15 protein-coding genes are annotated in these 15,117 nt (G+C 73.6%); 12 read left to right on the top strand and 3 right to left on the bottom strand.

What is annotated here, in order from left to right; translation table 11 throughout:
• Window positions 1-22 precede the first annotated feature (22 nt).
• Window positions 23-1,018: a hypothetical protein gene (locus tag BAW75_RS28245; RefSeq protein ID WP_104115543.1), complete on the bottom strand. Its 996-nt coding sequence runs from the start codon at window positions 1,016-1,018 to the stop codon at window positions 23-25.
• 108 nt (window positions 1,019-1,126) lie between these two features.
• On the opposite strand from BAW75_RS28245, the gene truB reads away from it, so the two are divergent.
• The 7 genes from truB to BAW75_RS28210 all read left to right on the top strand — a co-directional run bounded on the left by truB (window position 1,127) and on the right by BAW75_RS28210 (window position 8,852).
• Window positions 1,127-2,011 carry a tRNA pseudouridine(55) synthase TruB gene (gene truB / locus BAW75_RS28240; RefSeq protein ID WP_104115542.1) on the top strand — a complete coding sequence of 295 codons (885 nt, stop codon included), beginning with the start codon at window positions 1,127-1,129 and terminating at the stop codon, window positions 2,009-2,011.
• A 32-nt stretch (window positions 2,012-2,043) separates the two neighbouring features.
• On the top strand, window positions 2,044-2,970 hold the full coding sequence (locus BAW75_RS28235) for a bifunctional riboflavin kinase/FAD synthetase (RefSeq protein ID WP_030503409.1): 927 nt from the start codon (window positions 2,044-2,046) through the stop codon (window positions 2,968-2,970).
• A gap of 181 nt (window positions 2,971-3,151) precedes the next feature.
• The gene (gene rpsO / locus BAW75_RS28230; protein WP_013284678.1) at window positions 3,152-3,421 is read left to right on the top strand and encodes a 30S ribosomal protein S15; all 270 of its coding nucleotides are present in this window, start codon (window positions 3,152-3,154) and stop codon (window positions 3,419-3,421) included.
• Between the two features lie 221 nt (window positions 3,422-3,642).
• Window positions 3,643-6,000 carry a polyribonucleotide nucleotidyltransferase gene (locus BAW75_RS28225; RefSeq protein WP_104115541.1) on the top strand — a complete coding sequence of 786 codons (2,358 nt, stop codon included), beginning with the start codon at window positions 3,643-3,645 and terminating at the stop codon, window positions 5,998-6,000.
• 153 nt (window positions 6,001-6,153) lie between these two features.
• Window positions 6,154-7,494 carry a M16 family metallopeptidase gene (locus tag BAW75_RS28220; RefSeq protein ID WP_199495900.1) on the top strand — a complete coding sequence of 447 codons (1,341 nt, stop codon included), beginning with the start codon at window positions 6,154-6,156 and terminating at the stop codon, window positions 7,492-7,494.
• A gap of 108 nt (window positions 7,495-7,602) precedes the next feature.
• A complete protein-coding gene (gene dapB, locus BAW75_RS28215; protein ID WP_104115540.1) occupies window positions 7,603-8,364 on the top strand; it encodes a 4-hydroxy-tetrahydrodipicolinate reductase in 762 nt (253 codons plus the stop codon).
• 20 nt (window positions 8,365-8,384) lie between these two features.
• A complete protein-coding gene (locus BAW75_RS28210; RefSeq protein WP_104115539.1) occupies window positions 8,385-8,852 on the top strand; it encodes a GNAT family N-acetyltransferase in 468 nt (155 codons plus the stop codon).
• Window positions 8,853-8,954: 102 nt separating this feature from the next.
• On the opposite strand, the gene BAW75_RS28205 is transcribed toward BAW75_RS28210, so the two are convergent.
• Entirely contained in the window at window positions 8,955-9,548 is a 594-nt protein-coding gene (locus BAW75_RS28205; RefSeq protein WP_104115538.1) for a GNAT family N-acetyltransferase, read from the bottom strand.
• Window positions 9,549-9,583: 35 nt separating this feature from the next.
• Between BAW75_RS28205 and BAW75_RS28200 the strand changes: the two genes are divergently transcribed.
• Window positions 9,584-10,888, top strand: a complete 1,305-nt coding sequence (locus BAW75_RS28200; RefSeq protein ID WP_104115546.1) for a glycosyltransferase family 87 protein — start codon at window positions 9,584-9,586, stop codon at window positions 10,886-10,888.
• On the opposite strand, the gene BAW75_RS28195 is transcribed toward BAW75_RS28200, so the two are convergent.
• On the bottom strand, window positions 10,793-11,338 hold the full coding sequence (locus BAW75_RS28195; RefSeq protein WP_104115537.1) for a GNAT family N-acetyltransferase: 546 nt from the start codon (window positions 11,336-11,338) through the stop codon (window positions 10,793-10,795). The two genes, BAW75_RS28200 and BAW75_RS28195, sit on opposite strands and share 96 nt — an antisense overlap.
• Before the next feature lie 79 nt (window positions 11,339-11,417).
• On the opposite strand from BAW75_RS28195, the gene BAW75_RS28190 reads away from it, so the two are divergent.
• From BAW75_RS28190 to dapA, 4 genes are all read left to right on the top strand, one after another.
• Window positions 11,418-12,647, top strand: coding sequence for a winged helix-turn-helix domain-containing protein (locus BAW75_RS28190; protein WP_104115536.1), 1,230 nt, complete (start codon window positions 11,418-11,420; stop codon window positions 12,645-12,647).
• The gene (locus BAW75_RS28185) at window positions 12,637-13,230 is read left to right on the top strand and encodes a DUF2752 domain-containing protein (protein WP_244206296.1); all 594 of its coding nucleotides are present in this window, start codon (window positions 12,637-12,639) and stop codon (window positions 13,228-13,230) included. Before BAW75_RS28190 ends, BAW75_RS28185 begins: the two co-directional genes overlap by 11 nt.
• A gap of 134 nt (window positions 13,231-13,364) precedes the next feature.
• Entirely contained in the window at window positions 13,365-14,102 is a 738-nt protein-coding gene (thyX, locus tag BAW75_RS28180; protein WP_104115544.1) for an FAD-dependent thymidylate synthase, read from the top strand.
• A gap of 52 nt (window positions 14,103-14,154) precedes the next feature.
• Window positions 14,155-15,081, top strand: coding sequence for a 4-hydroxy-tetrahydrodipicolinate synthase (dapA, locus tag BAW75_RS28175; protein WP_104115535.1), 927 nt, complete (start codon window positions 14,155-14,157; stop codon window positions 15,079-15,081).
• The last annotated feature ends 36 nt before the right edge of the window (window positions 15,082-15,117 follow it).

Raw genomic sequence — 15,117 nt, 5'->3', positions numbered from 1 at the left:
GCGGCGGGGTGAAGCCCGAGTTTCAGCAGGTGTCCGGCAGGTCGACCGTCTTGTCCGGGTCGAAGACCGCGTCCGGGTCCGGGTCGGCCGGACCGGCGAACGAGGGCCGGCCCAGCGCCAGCAGCCCCTTGTCCAGCGCGGCGCAGTCGATGTTGGAGGCGTACGAGTCGGCCCGCTCGATCCACAGCCCGGCGGAACCGGTGACCACGTCGGCCGGGTGCGGCACGCTCCACTTCACCGTGTCGTGGACCACCACCACGCCGGCGCCCGGGGCGGGGCGGGTGGTGGAGAACGCGTACGCCCAGACGAAGTTCGTGGTCACCTCCAGGATGCGGATGCCGTCCCGGTCCTTCGTCGCCCGGTAGCTGATCCGGCCCTTGACCCGGGGCTCGTCGTCGGTGAGCCGGGCGCCGGGGGCGAGCCGGGTCGAGTAGGTGCCCGCCTCGCCGGTGGGGAAGTCGTCGCGTACGCCGGCCCGCGCGTCCGGGGCGAACTGGCGGACCAGCCGCTCCGGGTCCTTCGCGGTGAAGAACGTGCGGTCCAGCCGGGCGGTGATCAGCGCCTTGCGTACCTTGGCCAGCGTGTCTGCCACCTGCTTCTCGGTGAACGCGCCGGTCCGCTTGGCCCGGGGCAGCGCGATCCCGGCCGTGCCCTCGGGGAAGCCGGCTGCCGGGGTGCCGTCGAAGGGGCCGGCGGCCGGTGGCGGCGAGGCCGACGAGGACGCCTGCTCACCGACCGGCAGGCTCACCGTGGGGTGTTCGGCGGGCGGCTCCCGCCAGCGCTGGAAGCCCTGGTAGCCGAGGCCGCCGACGAGCCCGAAGAACGCGAGCAGCGCCAGCACGACCACGCCGCCGAGCAGCTTGCCGGAGTGCCCGCCGAGCGCGATCCGCAGGCGGTCGCCGCGGCCCGGCTCGACCTCGGGCGCGGGCTGGCGCAGCCACTCGGGTACCCGTCCCAGGGTGTCCTCCGACGGGCGATCGGTGGCGTGGGGATCGGGGACGGAACGGTGATCGGTCATCGGACTTCCCGGGCAGACGGGGCGGGGGCGCACGATCTTGACACCCCGCCGAAGCAGGGCGGTATCCCCCGCAGGGAGGATCGGCGCCGTCTGGCAGGCTTGGCGGTCGTGAGCACAGACGGTCTGATCGTGGTCGACAAGCCCGGCGGCATGACGTCGCACGACGTCGTGGCCCGGATCCGCCGGCTGGCCCGTACCCGCCGGGTGGGGCACGGCGGCACGCTGGACCCGATGGCCACCGGCGTGCTGGTGATCGGGGTGGGCCGGGCGACCCGGCTGCTCACGTACGTGATCGGCGCCGGCAAGAGCTACGCCGCGACGATCCGGCTGGGGCAGACCACGGTCACCGACGACGCCGAGGGCGAGGTGGTCGCGACCACACCGGCCGGCGCGGTCACCGACGACGGGGTACGCGCCGCGCTGGCCGCCCTCACCGGCGAGATCGACCAGGTGCCGAGCGCGGTCAGCGCCATCAAGATCAACGGCCAGCGGGCGTACAAGCGGGTCCGCGACGGCGAGACGGTCGAGCTGCCCGCCCGCCGGGTCACCGTCTCCCGGCTGGACGTGCGGGACATCCGCCGGGACGCCCCGGACGTGGTGGACGTGGACGTGGACGTGACCTGCTCGTCCGGCACGTACATCAGGGCGCTGGCCCGTGACGCGGGGGCCGCGCTCGGCGTCGGCGGCCACCTCACCGCGCTGCGCCGCACCGCGGTCGGCGGGTTCACGCTCGCCGAGGCGGCCACGCTCGACCAGCTGGAGCAGCGCGCGCCGGACGTGGTGAACCTGCCGCTGGACGCCGCCGCCGCGCGGTTCTTCCCGCGCCGGGACGCCACCGCCGACGAGACCCGGGTGCTCTCCCACGGCGGGCCGCTGACCCCGGCCGGGATCACCGGGCCGTACGCGGTCTTCGACCCGGCGGGCGGGCTGATCGCTATCGTCAGCGAGCGGGACGGTCGGGCCCGCGCGGAGATCGTGCTGGCCCCGGCCTGAACGGCGCGCGGGCGGACAGGGGGAGGAACGGCATGCAGCGGTGGCGGGGGTACGAGGCGGCGCCCGGCGGCTGGGGACGCTCGGTGGTCACCATCGGCGTCTTCGACGGCGTGCACCGGGGGCACCAGGCCACCATCGGGCACACCGTGGCGCGCGCCCGGGAGCTGGGCGTCAAGTCGGTGGTGGTGACGTTCGACCCGCACCCGGCCGAGGTGGTGCGCCCGGGCTCGCACCCGGCGGTGCTCACCGAGCCGGCGCGCAAGGCCGAGCTGATCGAGGCGCTCGGCGTGGACGTGCTCTGCGTGGTGCCGTTCACGGTCGAGTTCTCCCGGCTGCCACCCGAGGCGTTCGTGCACGACGTCCTGGTCGAGCACCTGCACGCCGCGCTCGTGGTGGTCGGCGACAACTTCCGGTTCGGGCACCGGGCGGCCGGGGACGTGCCGCTGCTGGAACGGCTCGGCCGCACCTTCGGCTTCGCCGTCGAGGGGGCGCCGCTGGTCGCCGAGGCGGGGACGGTCTTCTCCTCCACGTACATCAGGTCCTGCGTCGACGCGGGCGACGTGGGCGCGGCGGCGGCGGCGCTCGGCCGCCCGCACCGGGTCGAGGGCGTGGTGGTCCGCGGCGACCAGCGCGGACGTGAGCTGGGTTACCCCACCGCCAACCTGCTGACCCACAGGTACGCGGCGGTGCCCGCCGACGGCGTGTACGCGGCCCGCCTGGTGCGCCGCGACGGCGAACCGCTCGCCGCGGCCGTGTCGATCGGCACCAACCCGACGTTCTCCGGCCGGGAACGGCGGGTGGAGGCGTACGCGCTGGACTTCACCGGCGACCTGTACGGCGAGCGGCTGGCCCTGGACTTCGTGGCGCACCTGCGCGAGCAGCGGACGTACGACGCGATCGAACCGCTGGTGGCCCAGATCGCCGAGGACGTGGAGCGCACCCGCCGGGCGGTGTCCTGACCCGCTCGGGCGACCTTGACCGGCCGTCCGTCCCGAGGGCTGGTAGGCTGGCGGAGACGTCGGCTGACCGACGGGGGCCTCGCGTGCCTGCACGACGCCGCGGGTGCGAGGAACCGGTCCGTTGCACCGGTCACCACGACCGCTCCGGACCTCATCGAATGACCCACGAAACAGGGAGAACATGGCGCTCGACCAGGAAGCCAAGGCCAAGATCCGCCAGGAGTACGCGACCGCCGAGGGCGACACCGGCTCGCCCGAGGTGCAGGTCGCGGTCCTGACCAAGCGGATCGCTGAGCTCACCGAGCACCTGAAGGTGCACAAGCACGACCACCACAGCCGCCGTGGGCTGCTGCTGCTGGTCGGCCGGCGCCGCCGGCTGCTGAACTACGTCCAGAAGAAGGACATCAACCGCTACCGGTCGCTCATCGAGCGGCTCGGCCTGCGCCGATGACCTGACGGGGGAGTGGCCGCCTGGCCGCTCCCCCGTTGCAGTACCACCGAAGAACCCCGGCCGCGCGACACCCGAAGAGGGAGCCGGTCAGCACCGGTCTCCGGTAGTGGCCCCCGGGCATCCCGGCACGACGCCGGCCCACCCGGGCGCTTCGATCGAAGACCGGCCGCCTGAGCAGTTCCCGTGTCGTCGGCCGACGACGCGAAGGAGCACCACAGCACATGACCGAGACCAACCTCGGCACCGAATCCCGCACCGCGGTGATCGACAACGGGTCCTTCGGCACCCGTGAGATCACCTTCTCCACCGGCCGCCTGGCCCGCCAGGCCGCCGGCTCCGTCGTCGCCCAGCTCGGCGAGACGGTCGTCCTCTCCGCCACCACGGCCGGCAAGCAGCCGCGCGAGTCGTTCGACTTCTTCCCGCTGACCGTGGACGTCGAGGAGCGGATGTACGCCGCGGGCCGGATCCCCGGCTCGTTCTTCCGCCGTGAGGGCCGGCCCAGCGAGGACGCCATCCTCACCTGCCGGCTGATCGACCGGCCGCTGCGCCCGTCGTTCGTCAAGGGCCTGCGCAACGAGGTCCAGGTCGTCGAGACGGTGCTGGCGCTCGACCCGCAGCACCCGTACGACGTGGTGGCGATCAACGCTGCCTCGATGTCGACCAAGCTGTCCGGCCTGCCGTTCTCCGGCCCGATCGGCGCGACCCGGGTCGCGCACGTCGACGGCCAGTGGGTCGCCTTCCCGACCCTGGAGGAGCTGGAGCGGGCCACGTTCGACATGGTCGTGGCCGGCCGTACCCTGGCCGACGGCGAGGTCGCGATCATGATGGTCGAGGCCGAGGCCACCCCGAACGCGGTGACCCTGATCTCGGGCGGCGCGACCGCGCCGACCGAGGAGATCGTGGCCAGCGGCCTGGAGGCCGCCAAGCCGGCCATCCGCGAGCTGTGCCGGGCGCAGAGCGAGCTGGCCGAGGTCGCCGCCAAGCCGGTCGCCGAGTTCCCGATCTTCCTGGACTACCAGGACGACGCGTACGACGCGGTGGCCGAGGTGGCCCGCGCCGAGGTCGCCGAGGCGCTGAAGATCGCCGGCAAGGCCGACCGCGAGGAGGCCCTGGACCGGATCAAGGCCAAGGTCGCCGAGGAGCTGACCGGCCGCTTCGAGGGCCGCGAGAAGGAGCTGTCCGCCGCGTTCCGTTCGCTGACCAAGTCCGAGGTCCGCAACCGGGTGCTGCGCGAGCAGGTCCGCATCGACGGCCGCGGCCCGCGTGACATCCGCCCGCTGACCGCCGAGGTCGGCGTGCTGCCGCGGGTGCACGGCTCGGCGCTGTTCGAGCGCGGCGAGACCCAGATCCTGGGCGTCACCACGCTGAACATGCTGCGCATGGAGCAGATGGTGGACACGCTGTCCCCGGAGAACCGCAAGCGCTACATGCACAACTACAACTTCCCGCCGTACTCGACCGGTGAGACCGGCCGGGTCGGCTCGCCGAAGCGGCGCGAGATCGGCCACGGCGCGCTCGCCGAGCGGGCGCTGATCCCGGTGCTGCCCTCGCGCGAGGAGTTCCCGTACGCCATCCGGCAGGTCTCCGAGGCGCTCGGCTCCAACGGCTCCACCTCGATGGGTTCGGTCTGCGCCTCGACGCTGGGCCTGCTCTCCGCCGGTGTGCCGCTGAAGGCGCCGGTCGCCGGCATCGCCATGGGCCTCATCTCCGACGAGGTCGACGGCAAGACCCAGTACGTGACGCTGACCGACATCCTCGGCGCCGAGGACGCGTTCGGCGACATGGACTTCAAGGTCGCCGGCACCCGTGACTTCGTCACCGCGCTCCAGCTCGACACCAAGCTCGACGGCATCCCGTCGGACGTGCTGGCCGCCGCGCTGCAGCAGGCGCACGAGGCCCGGCAGACCATCCTCGACGTGATGCAGCGGGCCATCGAGGCGCCGGCCGAGATGTCGGACTACGCGCCGCGGGTCACCACCGTGAAGATCCCGGTCGACAAGATCGGCATGGTGATCGGCCCGAAGGGCCAGACCATCAACGCGATCCAGGACGAGACCGGCGCCGAGATCTCCATCGAGGACGACGGCACGATCTACGTCGGCGCCACAAACGGGCCGGCGGCCCAGGCCGCGGTGGACCGGATCAACGGCATCGCCAACCCGACGCTGCCCAAGGTCGGCGAGCGGTTCCTCGGCACCGTGGTGAAGACCGCCGCGTTCGGCGCCTTCATCTCGCTGCTGCCGGGCCGCGACGGTCTGCTGCACATCTCCAAGGTGGGCGACGGCAAGCGGGTCGAGAAGGTCGAGGACTTCCTCAACGTCGGCGACAAGGTCGAGGTGGAGATCGCGGACATCGACGCCCGCGGCAAGATCTACCTGGACAAGATCCGCCCGGAGGGCGCCGCGGCGCCGGCCGCCGCCGAGGGTGGCGACCGTCCGTCGGGCCGGGACCGCGGCGGCGACCGCGGCCCGCGTGACCGGGGTGACCGGGGCGGCGACCGGGAGCGCGGCGAGCGCCGCTCCGAGGGCGGCGAGGGCGGCGGCGAGTCCCGTCCGCGTCGCCGGACCCGGCACAGCTGATCCACCGCCGGCCCGGGTGACGTCCGCGTCACCCGGGCCGGACCACGGCTCCAGGTCGCCTGCGCGAGCTGGAGCCGTCGTACGTCCCGCCGTCCCTCGTCATCCGGAGAGCAGGTGCTCGTGAGTTCGTCAGCCGCCTCGACGGGACGGGGGGTGACGTCGACCGGGCCGGGTTCGGCCGCCCGCGCGGTCACCCGGACGCTCAGCGACGACCCGCTCGGCGGCACCGTCCGCCGTACCGTGCTGCCCAGCGGGCTGCGGGTGCTGACCGAGGCGATCCCGGCCATGCGCAGCGTGTCGTTCGGCATCTGGGTGGCGGTCGGTTCGCGCGACGAGACCGGCCCGCAGGCCGGCGCCGCGCACTTCCTGGAACACCTGCTGTTCAAGGGCACCAACAAGCGCAGCGCGCTGGAGATCTCGTCCCAGATCGAGGCGGTGGGCGGCGAGACCAACGCCTTCACCACGAAGGAATACACCTGCTACTACGCGCGGGTGCTGGACGAGGACCTGCCGCTGGCCATCGACGTCATGTGCGACCTGGTCGCCGACTCGGTGCTGACCCCGTCCGACGTGGAGACCGAGCGCGGCGTCATCCTCGAAGAGATCGCCATGCACGACGACGAGCCCGGCGACGAGGTGCACGACCTGTTCACCCGCGCCGTCTACGGCGACCACCCGCTGGGCCGCCTCATCTCCGGCACCGAGGAGACCGTCACGCCGATGAGCCGGCGGCAGATCCAGGGCTTCTACCGCCGCCGCTACACCCCGCCGCGGATCGTGATCGCCGCCGCCGGCAACCTCGACCACGCCGCGGTGGTCAAGCTGGTCCGGCAGGCGCTGCGCGGCACCCCGCTGGACACCGACCCGGCGGCGCCGGCGTCGCACCGCCCGTCCACCCCGGGGGTACGCACCAAGCCGGCCACCACGCTCGTCGAGCCGAAGGAGACCGAGCAGGCGCACGTCGTCCTCGGCTGCCCGGCCATCGACCGCACCGACGAGCGGCGCTTCGCCCTCGGCGTGCTCAACAACGTGCTCGGCGGCGGCATGTCCAGCCGGCTGTTCCAGGAGATCCGGGAACAGCGCGGCCTCGCGTACTCGGTCTACTCCTACGCCAGCCAGTACGCCGACAGCGGCGTGTTCGCCGTCTACGCCGGTTGCGCTCCGGGCAAGGTGGACGAGGTGCTGCACCTGACCCGCGCCGAGCTGGCCCGGGTCGCCGCCGAGGGGATCACCGAGGCGGAACTGGCCCGGGGCAAGGGGATGAGCAAGGGCTCGTTCGTGCTCGGGCTGGAGGACACCGGCTCGCGGATGAGCCGGCTCGCCAAGGGCGAGCTGCTCTACGGCAACCTGATGCCGGTGGACGACCTGCTGGCCCGGGTGGACGCGGTGACCCTCGACGACGTGAACACGCTCGCCGCCGAGCTGCTCGGCCGGCCGATGTCGCTGGCCGTGGTGGGCCCGTTCGACTCCGGCAGCTTCACCGTCGACCGCTGAGCGGCGGCGGTCCGGTCGGCCGGGCGTCGGCCGCGCCGGTTCGCCGGATGCCGGGCGTCGGTGCGGTCCGCCGGACCGCGCCGTGCGGGCTGGGATAGGTTGTGGCCCGTGACTGAGCAGCAGAACACGGTGGCCCGGGTCGGCGTGCTGGGCGCCCGGGGCCGGATGGGCATGGAGGTCTGCAAGGCGGTCGACTCCGCCGCCGACCTGGAGCTGGTCGCGGCCGTCGACCAGGGCGACGATCTGGCCACTGTGGCGCAGGCGGGCGCCGGGGTGGTCGTCGACTTCACCACCCCGGACGCGGTCATGGACAACCTGCGCTGGTGCGTCGAGAACGGCGTGCACGCGGTGGTCGGCACCACCGGCTTCACCGAGCAGCGGCTCGACCAGGTACGCGAGTGGCTGGCCGGCCGTCCCGGCGTGGGCGTGGTGATCGCCCCCAACTTCGGCATCGGCGCGGTGCTGATGATGCAGTTCGCCGCGCGCGCGGCCCGGCACTTCGAGTCGGTCGAGATCATCGAGCAGCACCACCCGCGCAAGCTGGACGCGCCGAGCGGCACCGCCACCCACACGGCTCGGCTGATCGCCGCGGCCCGCACCGACGCCGGGCTCGGGCCGGTGCCGGACGCCACCCGCGACGAGGTGGCCGGCGCCCGCGGCGCCGACATCGACGGGGTACGCGTGCACGCGGTGCGCGCCACCGGCCTGGTCGCCCACCAGGAGGTGCTGTTCGGCACCACCGGTGAGACGCTGACCATCCGGCACGACTCGTACGACCGGGTGTCGTTCATGCCCGGCGTGCTGCTCGCGGTCCGCGAGGTGGGCCGCCGGCCCGGTCTGACGGTCGGCCTGGACGCCCTGCTGGACTGACCTGGGCGTACCCTCTGCTCATGATCGACTCCGGGCACTCCGACCGCACCGGCCGCCGGGTGACGCTGCGGCCGGTGGACGACGACAACTGGCGGGCCGTCGCCGACGTCGCCCCGCGTGACGACCAGCGCGCCTTCGTGTTCGCGCTGGCCGCCCGCTATCTGCTGCTCACCGAGCGCTCGGACGTCTGGAACTCGCTGGCGGTCTACGCCGACGAGACGGTCGTCGGCCACGTCATGTGGGGCGTGGACGACGACGGGTCGCGCTGGATCGGTGGCATGGTGATCGACGCCGCCGAGCAGGGCCGGGGTCTGGGCCGTGCGACGGTGCGGACGCTCGCCGACCGGCTGGCCGAGGCGGGCGAGCCGATCCGCCTGAGCTACCACCCCGACAACAAGCCGGCCGCCGCCCTCTACACCGCCCTGGGCTTCCACCCCACCGGCGCGACGGAGGACGACGAGCTGGTAGCCGAACTCCGTCCCGCCTGACCCCCGCGCCAACCGCGTCGGGGCGGGTGGGGTGGCGGTCCTGCCCCGTGCCGGGACCGCCGGCCCACCCACGTGAGGGTGGACCGGCGGCCGGGCGGGAACTCATCGGTCGGCTGAAGGATTTTCGTCAGCGGATTCCGGGACCGCCACGTGGAAGCGGAGCTGGGGGACGAGCATGTCGTCCACGTCCAGCGCGCGGGTCGCGCCGTCCGGCTCCCAGCCGGTCGAGCCGAGGAAGTTGCGGGTCGCCGCGTCGGCGTCGAACGCCCACGCCACCGCCCGGGTCAGCCCGTCGCCGCGCCAGTGCTCGACCGCCGCGGCGAGCAGCCGGCTGCCGTGCCCGCGCCGCCCCCACCGGGGCTCCACCAGCAGGTCCGTCACCGCCGCGACGCCCGACGCGAGCGCGTCGGCCGGCTCACCGGGAGCCAGCGCCTCGGCGTCGGCCGGACCGGAGGCGATGAACCCCACCAGATAGGATTGCGCCGCCTCCTCGACGGCGACCAGCACCCGGTGCGCGCCCGAGGGGGGCTCCTGCACCGCCGCGCTCCACCGCCGGGCGAGGTACGCCTCGTCCAGGTTGTCGAGCACGTGCCGGGGCAGGATCCGGCGGTACGCGACCCGCCAGGTCGCGAGCTGGACGCGTGCGATCTCGCCGGCGTCCTCGGGACGCGCGGGCCGGACGTAGCCTGCAGCCATGGCACGTGAGCCTACGCAGGGCGAGGAGGGTGACGGTGGCGCAGGGTGCCGGGCGCACGATCACGCAGGCCGTCGCCGTGGCGGCGCTCGCCGCGGCGGTCACCGTGTTCCTGTCCGTGGCGGCGGTGCGGCACGGCTTCTTCGACCTGCAGGTCTACTACGGCGCGCTCACCTACTGGGCGCGTGACGGCGGGGAGATCTACGACTTCCTGCGCCCCGGCACCCAGTACGGCTTCACCTACCCGCCGTTCGCCGCGCTGGTGATGCTGCCGATGGCGTACCTGCCGTGGAACGCCGCGATCGTGGTGAGCGTGACGCTCACGGTGCTGGCGAGCGCCGTGGTGATCTGGCGGCTGCTGGACCCGGTGGCCCGCCGCTCCGGCTGGACCCGCTGGTTCGCCCTCGCCGTCGCGCTGTGCCTGGCCGCCGCGTACGAGCCGATGCGCGAGACGGTCAACTTCGGCCAGGTCAACATGCTGCTGCTGTTCCTGGTGGCGGTGGACCTGCTGTGGCTGCTGCCGGCCCGCAGCCGCTGGGCGGGCGTGGGCATCGGCCTGGCCACCGCGATCAAGCTGACGCCCGGCATCTTCATCGTCTACCTGCTGGTCACCGGCCGCTGGCGGGCCGCGCTGACCACCGTCGGCACCGCCGCCGTCGCCACGCTCGTGGCCGCCGGTCTCTTCCCGGACGCCTCCCGGGAGTTCTGGACCGAGGCGCTGTGGAACACCGACCGGGTCGGCGAGCTGGCGTTCGTCTCCAACCAGTCGCTGCGCGGGGTGGTGGCCCGGCTCGACCCGCAGCACCCGAGCACCCTCGCCTGGCTGGCGCTCGTACTCCTGACGCTCGTGGTGTGGGCGTGGCGGTCGCGGGCGGCGGTGGCCGCCGGCGACGAGGCCACCGGCCTGGCCCTGACCGGCGCCGTGATGTGCCTGGTCAGCCCGGTCACCTGGGTGCACCACCTGGTGTGGCTGCTGCCCGGGTTGATCCTGCTCGTGGACAACGGCATGGCGGCGCCCGCGCGCAGCCGGCGGCGCCGTCTGCTGCTGGCCGCCGCGTTGATCGGGTACGCGCTGCTGTGCAGCCGGATCGTCTGGGCCTGGGAGAAGGACTTCACCGGCGTGGACGGCTTCCTCGGCAGCAACACGTACGTGTGGATCAGCCTGGCGTTGCTGCTGGGGCTGCCGATCCGGCGCTGGCTCACCCCGGACGGCGGTGGGCGTCCCGGCGGGGAGGTCCCGGCCGGGTCAGCCTCCGGCGGTGTAGCGCAGTTCGCGGAGCAGGAGCGGGGGGAGTCCGCCGGACAGCGGCACCGGATAGGTGGACTCCTCGCCGTCCGGTGAGTGCCCGGCCCGCTCGTAGAAGCGGCGCGCCCGGGCGTTGTCGGCGAGCACCCAGAGCCGGTACCCGGTCCAGCCCCGCTCGGCCAGGCCGTCCCGGGCCGCCGCGAGCAGCGTCCGGGCGACCCCCGAACCCCAGTGCGCGGGCTCCACGTAGATCGCCAACAGCTCACCGTGCGCCGGGTCGAGGTCGCCGCGGTCCTGGTTGTTCCGGTACGGCCCGAACGTGGTGAACCCGACGATCGTGCCGCCGTCCTCGGCGACGAGCGTGGTGAACGGGTGCTCCGGGTCGGCGGTGCCGAGGTCGCGGCGGCGCTGGGCCCAGGCGGCCGGGTTCAGCCGGGCCAGCACCTCCGTGGGCATGATCCCGGCGTAACCGGACTGCCAGCCGTGGACGTGCACCCGGGCGATCGCCTCGGCGTCGTCCGGTTCCTCCCGGCGAATGGTGAGCATCTGTCCGTTCTATGCCCAGACGGGCGATCGGTCCAGCCGCCGCTCCCGGTGTCGTACCGCTGGATTAGGGTCGCCGGCGATGGCCGTACCGGAATCGCTCTCCCTCGCCCAGGCCCGCCGGATCGCCCTGGCCGCCCAGGGCTTCGCCGACCCGGCGCCTGCCGGCGTGCCCACCCGGCGGCACCTGCGCCGGGTGCTCGACCGGGTCGGGCTGATCCAGATGGACTCGGTGAACGTGCTCCAGCGGGCGCACTACCTGCCGCTCTACAGCCGGCTCGGGCCCTACCCGACCGCGCTGCTGGACACCGCCGCCTACCGCCGCCCGCGTGAGCTGTTCGAGTACTGGGCGCACGAGGCGTCGCTGGTGCCGGTCGGGCTGCACCCGGCGCTGCGCTGGCGGATGGCGAAGGCCCGCGACGAGGCGTGGGGCGGCATGCGCCGGATCGCCCAGGAGCAGCCCGGGCTGGTCGCCTGGGTCCGCGACGAGGTGGCCGCCCGGGGGCCGTTGACCGCGGCCGAGATCGAGCACGACGCGCCCCGGGAGACCGGCAACTGGGGCTGGAACTGGTCCGCCGTGAAGCGGGCGCTGGAGTTCCTGTTCTGGGCCGGCGAGGTCACCGCCGCCGAGCGCACCAACTCGTTCGCCCGCCGCTACGACCTGCCCGAGCGGGTGCTCCCGGCCGCCGTGCTGGACGCGCCCACCCCGACCGACGCCGAGGCGTACCGGACGCTCGTCTCGATCGCGGCCCGCTGCCTCGGCGTGGCCGCCGAGCCGGAGCTGCGCGACTACTTCCGGCTGCCGGTGGCCGGGGCGCGGCAGGCGGTGGCCGACCTGGTCGAGGCGGGCGAGCGGACCCCGGTCACCGTGCAGGGCTGGCGGCACCCCGCCTATCTGCACGCCGACGCCCGGATGCCCCGCTGGGTACGCGGGAACACGCTGGTCAGCCCGTTCGACCCGCTGGTCTGGGAGCGGGCGCGCACGGAGCGGCTGTTCGGCTTCACCTACCGGATCGAGATCTACGTGCCCGCGCCGCAGCGGGTGTACGGCTACTACGTGCTGCCGTTCCGCCAGGGCGAGCGCTTCACCGCCCGGGTCGATCTCAAGGCCGACCGGAAGGCCGGCGTGCTGCTGGTGCCGGCCGCCTGGGTCGAGCCGGGCGCCGACCCGGGGGAGACCGCTGTGGCGCTCGCCGCCGAGCTGTACCGGCTGGCCGGGTGGCTCGGCCTGGACGCGGTCGCCCCGCCCGCCGCAGGCGACCTCGCGGGGCCGCTGGCCGCCGCGCTGGTGGGCGTGGCCGGTGTACGGTGAGCGCGTGACGAGCGTTGACCGGCCTGCCACCGAGCCCGACCCGCACGCCCACAGTGAGCCGCACGTCCACGCTGGGCCGCACGCTCCCGACGGGCCGTGGCAGGGGCCGTACCCGGTCGCGTACCAGCCGGTCGAGACCGACCGGTTCACCCGTATGGTCCTGCGCCTGCACGCCCGCGCCCCGCGCTGGGCGGTGCCGCTGGCCGCGCTCGGCTGCGTCGTCCTCGGTCTGGCGTACGCGATGATCAGCAACCCGACGCAGAGCGACCCGGACGCCCGTCCGACCTGCCTGCTCAAGCTCACCACCGGGCTCGACTGCCCGGGCTGCGGCGGCACCCGCGCGCTCTGGTACGTGCTGCACGGCGACCTGCCGGCCGCCGCCCGGCACCACTTCCTGTTCGTGTTCGCGCTGCCGTTCCTGACCTGGCTCTTCGTGGCCTGGGCCGGCAACCGGGCGTTCGGCTGGAAGCTGCCCGAGCCGCGGTTCAGCCCCAAGGCGATCGGGTTGTTCCTGGCCGCCTGGGGGGTCTTCTCGGTGGCCCGCAACCTGCCGTGGGCGCCCTTCACCTCGCTCTACGTCTAGCCTCCCGCCGAGGGACCGCGCTGACGCGAGGGCCGGGAGATCTTGGACACCCGGGCTGAGCTGGGCGGCAGGTCGGCCGCGCGCCCGATTTCCGCGCCGGGCGAGGGCCAACTACAGTCCCAGGAATGCCGGAGATGGTGCAGCCCCAGGTCAAGTTGATCGCGTGGACCCAGTTCCAGGCGCCCGAAGAGGTGCCCTGGTCCACCGACGCCGACGGCGGGCAGGCGCTCGCCGAGTTCGCCGGCCGGGCCTGCTACCAGAGCTGGAAGAAGCCGAACCCGGCCACCGCCACCAACGCGGGCTACCTGGCGCACATCCTGGAGGTCGGCCACCTGAGCGTGCTGGAGCACGGCTCGGTGAGCTTCTACTTCAGCGGCGTGTCGCGGTCGTTCACGCACGAGCTGATCCGGCACCGGCACTTCTCCTACTCGCAGCTCTCCCAGCGCTACGTGCCGGAGCGGGACGCGGCGATGGTCGAGCCGTCGGTGATCGCCGACGACCCGGAGCTGCACAAGAAGTTCGTCGAGGCCACCGACGCCGCGGTGCGGGCGTACACCGAGTTGCTGGAGGGGCTGGAGGCCCGCTTCACCGACGAGCCCAACCCGACGCTGCGCCGCAAGCAGGCGCGCCAGGCGGCGCGGGCGGTGCTGCCGACCGCCACCGAGACGCGGATCGTGGTGACCGGCAACTACCGCGCGTGGCGGCACTTCGTCAAGATGCGCGCCACCGAGCACGCCGACGTGGAGATCCGCGAGCTGGCGGTGGAGTGCCTGCGGCAGCTCAAGAGCGTCGCGCCGAACGTGTTCGCCGACTTCGAGATCTCCACCCTGCCCGACGGCACCGAGGTGGCGGCGTCCCCGTACGCCGAGTGACCTGTCGCCCTTCGCCGCCGGGTCACCGGTGGTCGTCCGCTAGGTTGTGAGCATGACGCACGACCACTCCACCGACCCGGGCCGGGGCGCGTCGCGCCCGTTCGGGCGAGTGATGACGGCCATGGTGACCCCGTTCACGCCGGACGGCGGGCTGGACCTGGACGGCGCCGTCCGGCTGGCCGAATACCTCGTGGACGAGCAGCGCAACGACGCGCTGGTCCTCAACGGCACCACCGGTGAGTCACCGACCACCACCGACGCGGAGAAGGAGTCGCTGATCCGCGCCGTGGCCGAGGCGGTGGGCGACCGGGCCCGCATCGTCGCCGGGGTGGGCACCAACGACACCCGGCACACAGTCGAGCTGGCCACCCAGGCCGAGAAGGCCGGCGCGCACGGCCTGCTGGTGGTGACGCCCTACTACAACAAGCCGCCGCAGGCCGGGCTGCTGCGTCACTTCACCACCGTCGCGGACGCCACCGGCCTGCCGGTCATGCTCTACGACATCCCGCACCGCTCCGGCGTGGAGATCGCCACCGAGACGCTGGTGAAGCTGGCCGAGCACGGCCGCATCGTGGCCGTGAAGGACGCCAAGAGCGACCTGACCGCCACCTCCTGGGTGCTGGCCCGCAGCGACCTCGCGTTCTACAGCGGCGAGGACGCGCTCACCCTGCCGATGCTGTCGATCGGCGCGGTCGGCGTGGTCGGCACCTCCACCCACTTCACCGGCGCGCCGACCAAGCAGATGATCGAGGCGTTCGAGGCGGGCGACAACGCCCGGGCGCTCGCGCTGCACCGGCAGTTGCTGCCGCTCTACACCGGCATCTTCCGCACCCAGGGCACGATCCTGGTCAAGGCGGGTCTCGCGGCCCAGGGCCGCCCGGCCGGCCCGGTGCGACCGCCGCTGGTGGACGCCACCGGCGACGAACTGGCCCAGCTGCGCGCCGACTGCGCGGCGGCGGGCCTGCCCCTGCCCGAATGAACAAACGACACGACGGACGCCGCGCGACGGCGTCGC

This window comes from Micromonospora chalcea, from assembly GCF_002926165.1.
GTDB lineage: Bacteria > Actinomycetota > Actinomycetes > Mycobacteriales > Micromonosporaceae > Micromonospora > Micromonospora chalcea.
The sequence above is the reverse complement of the archived record's forward strand: the minus strand, read 5'-3'. Positions and strand labels throughout refer to the sequence as shown.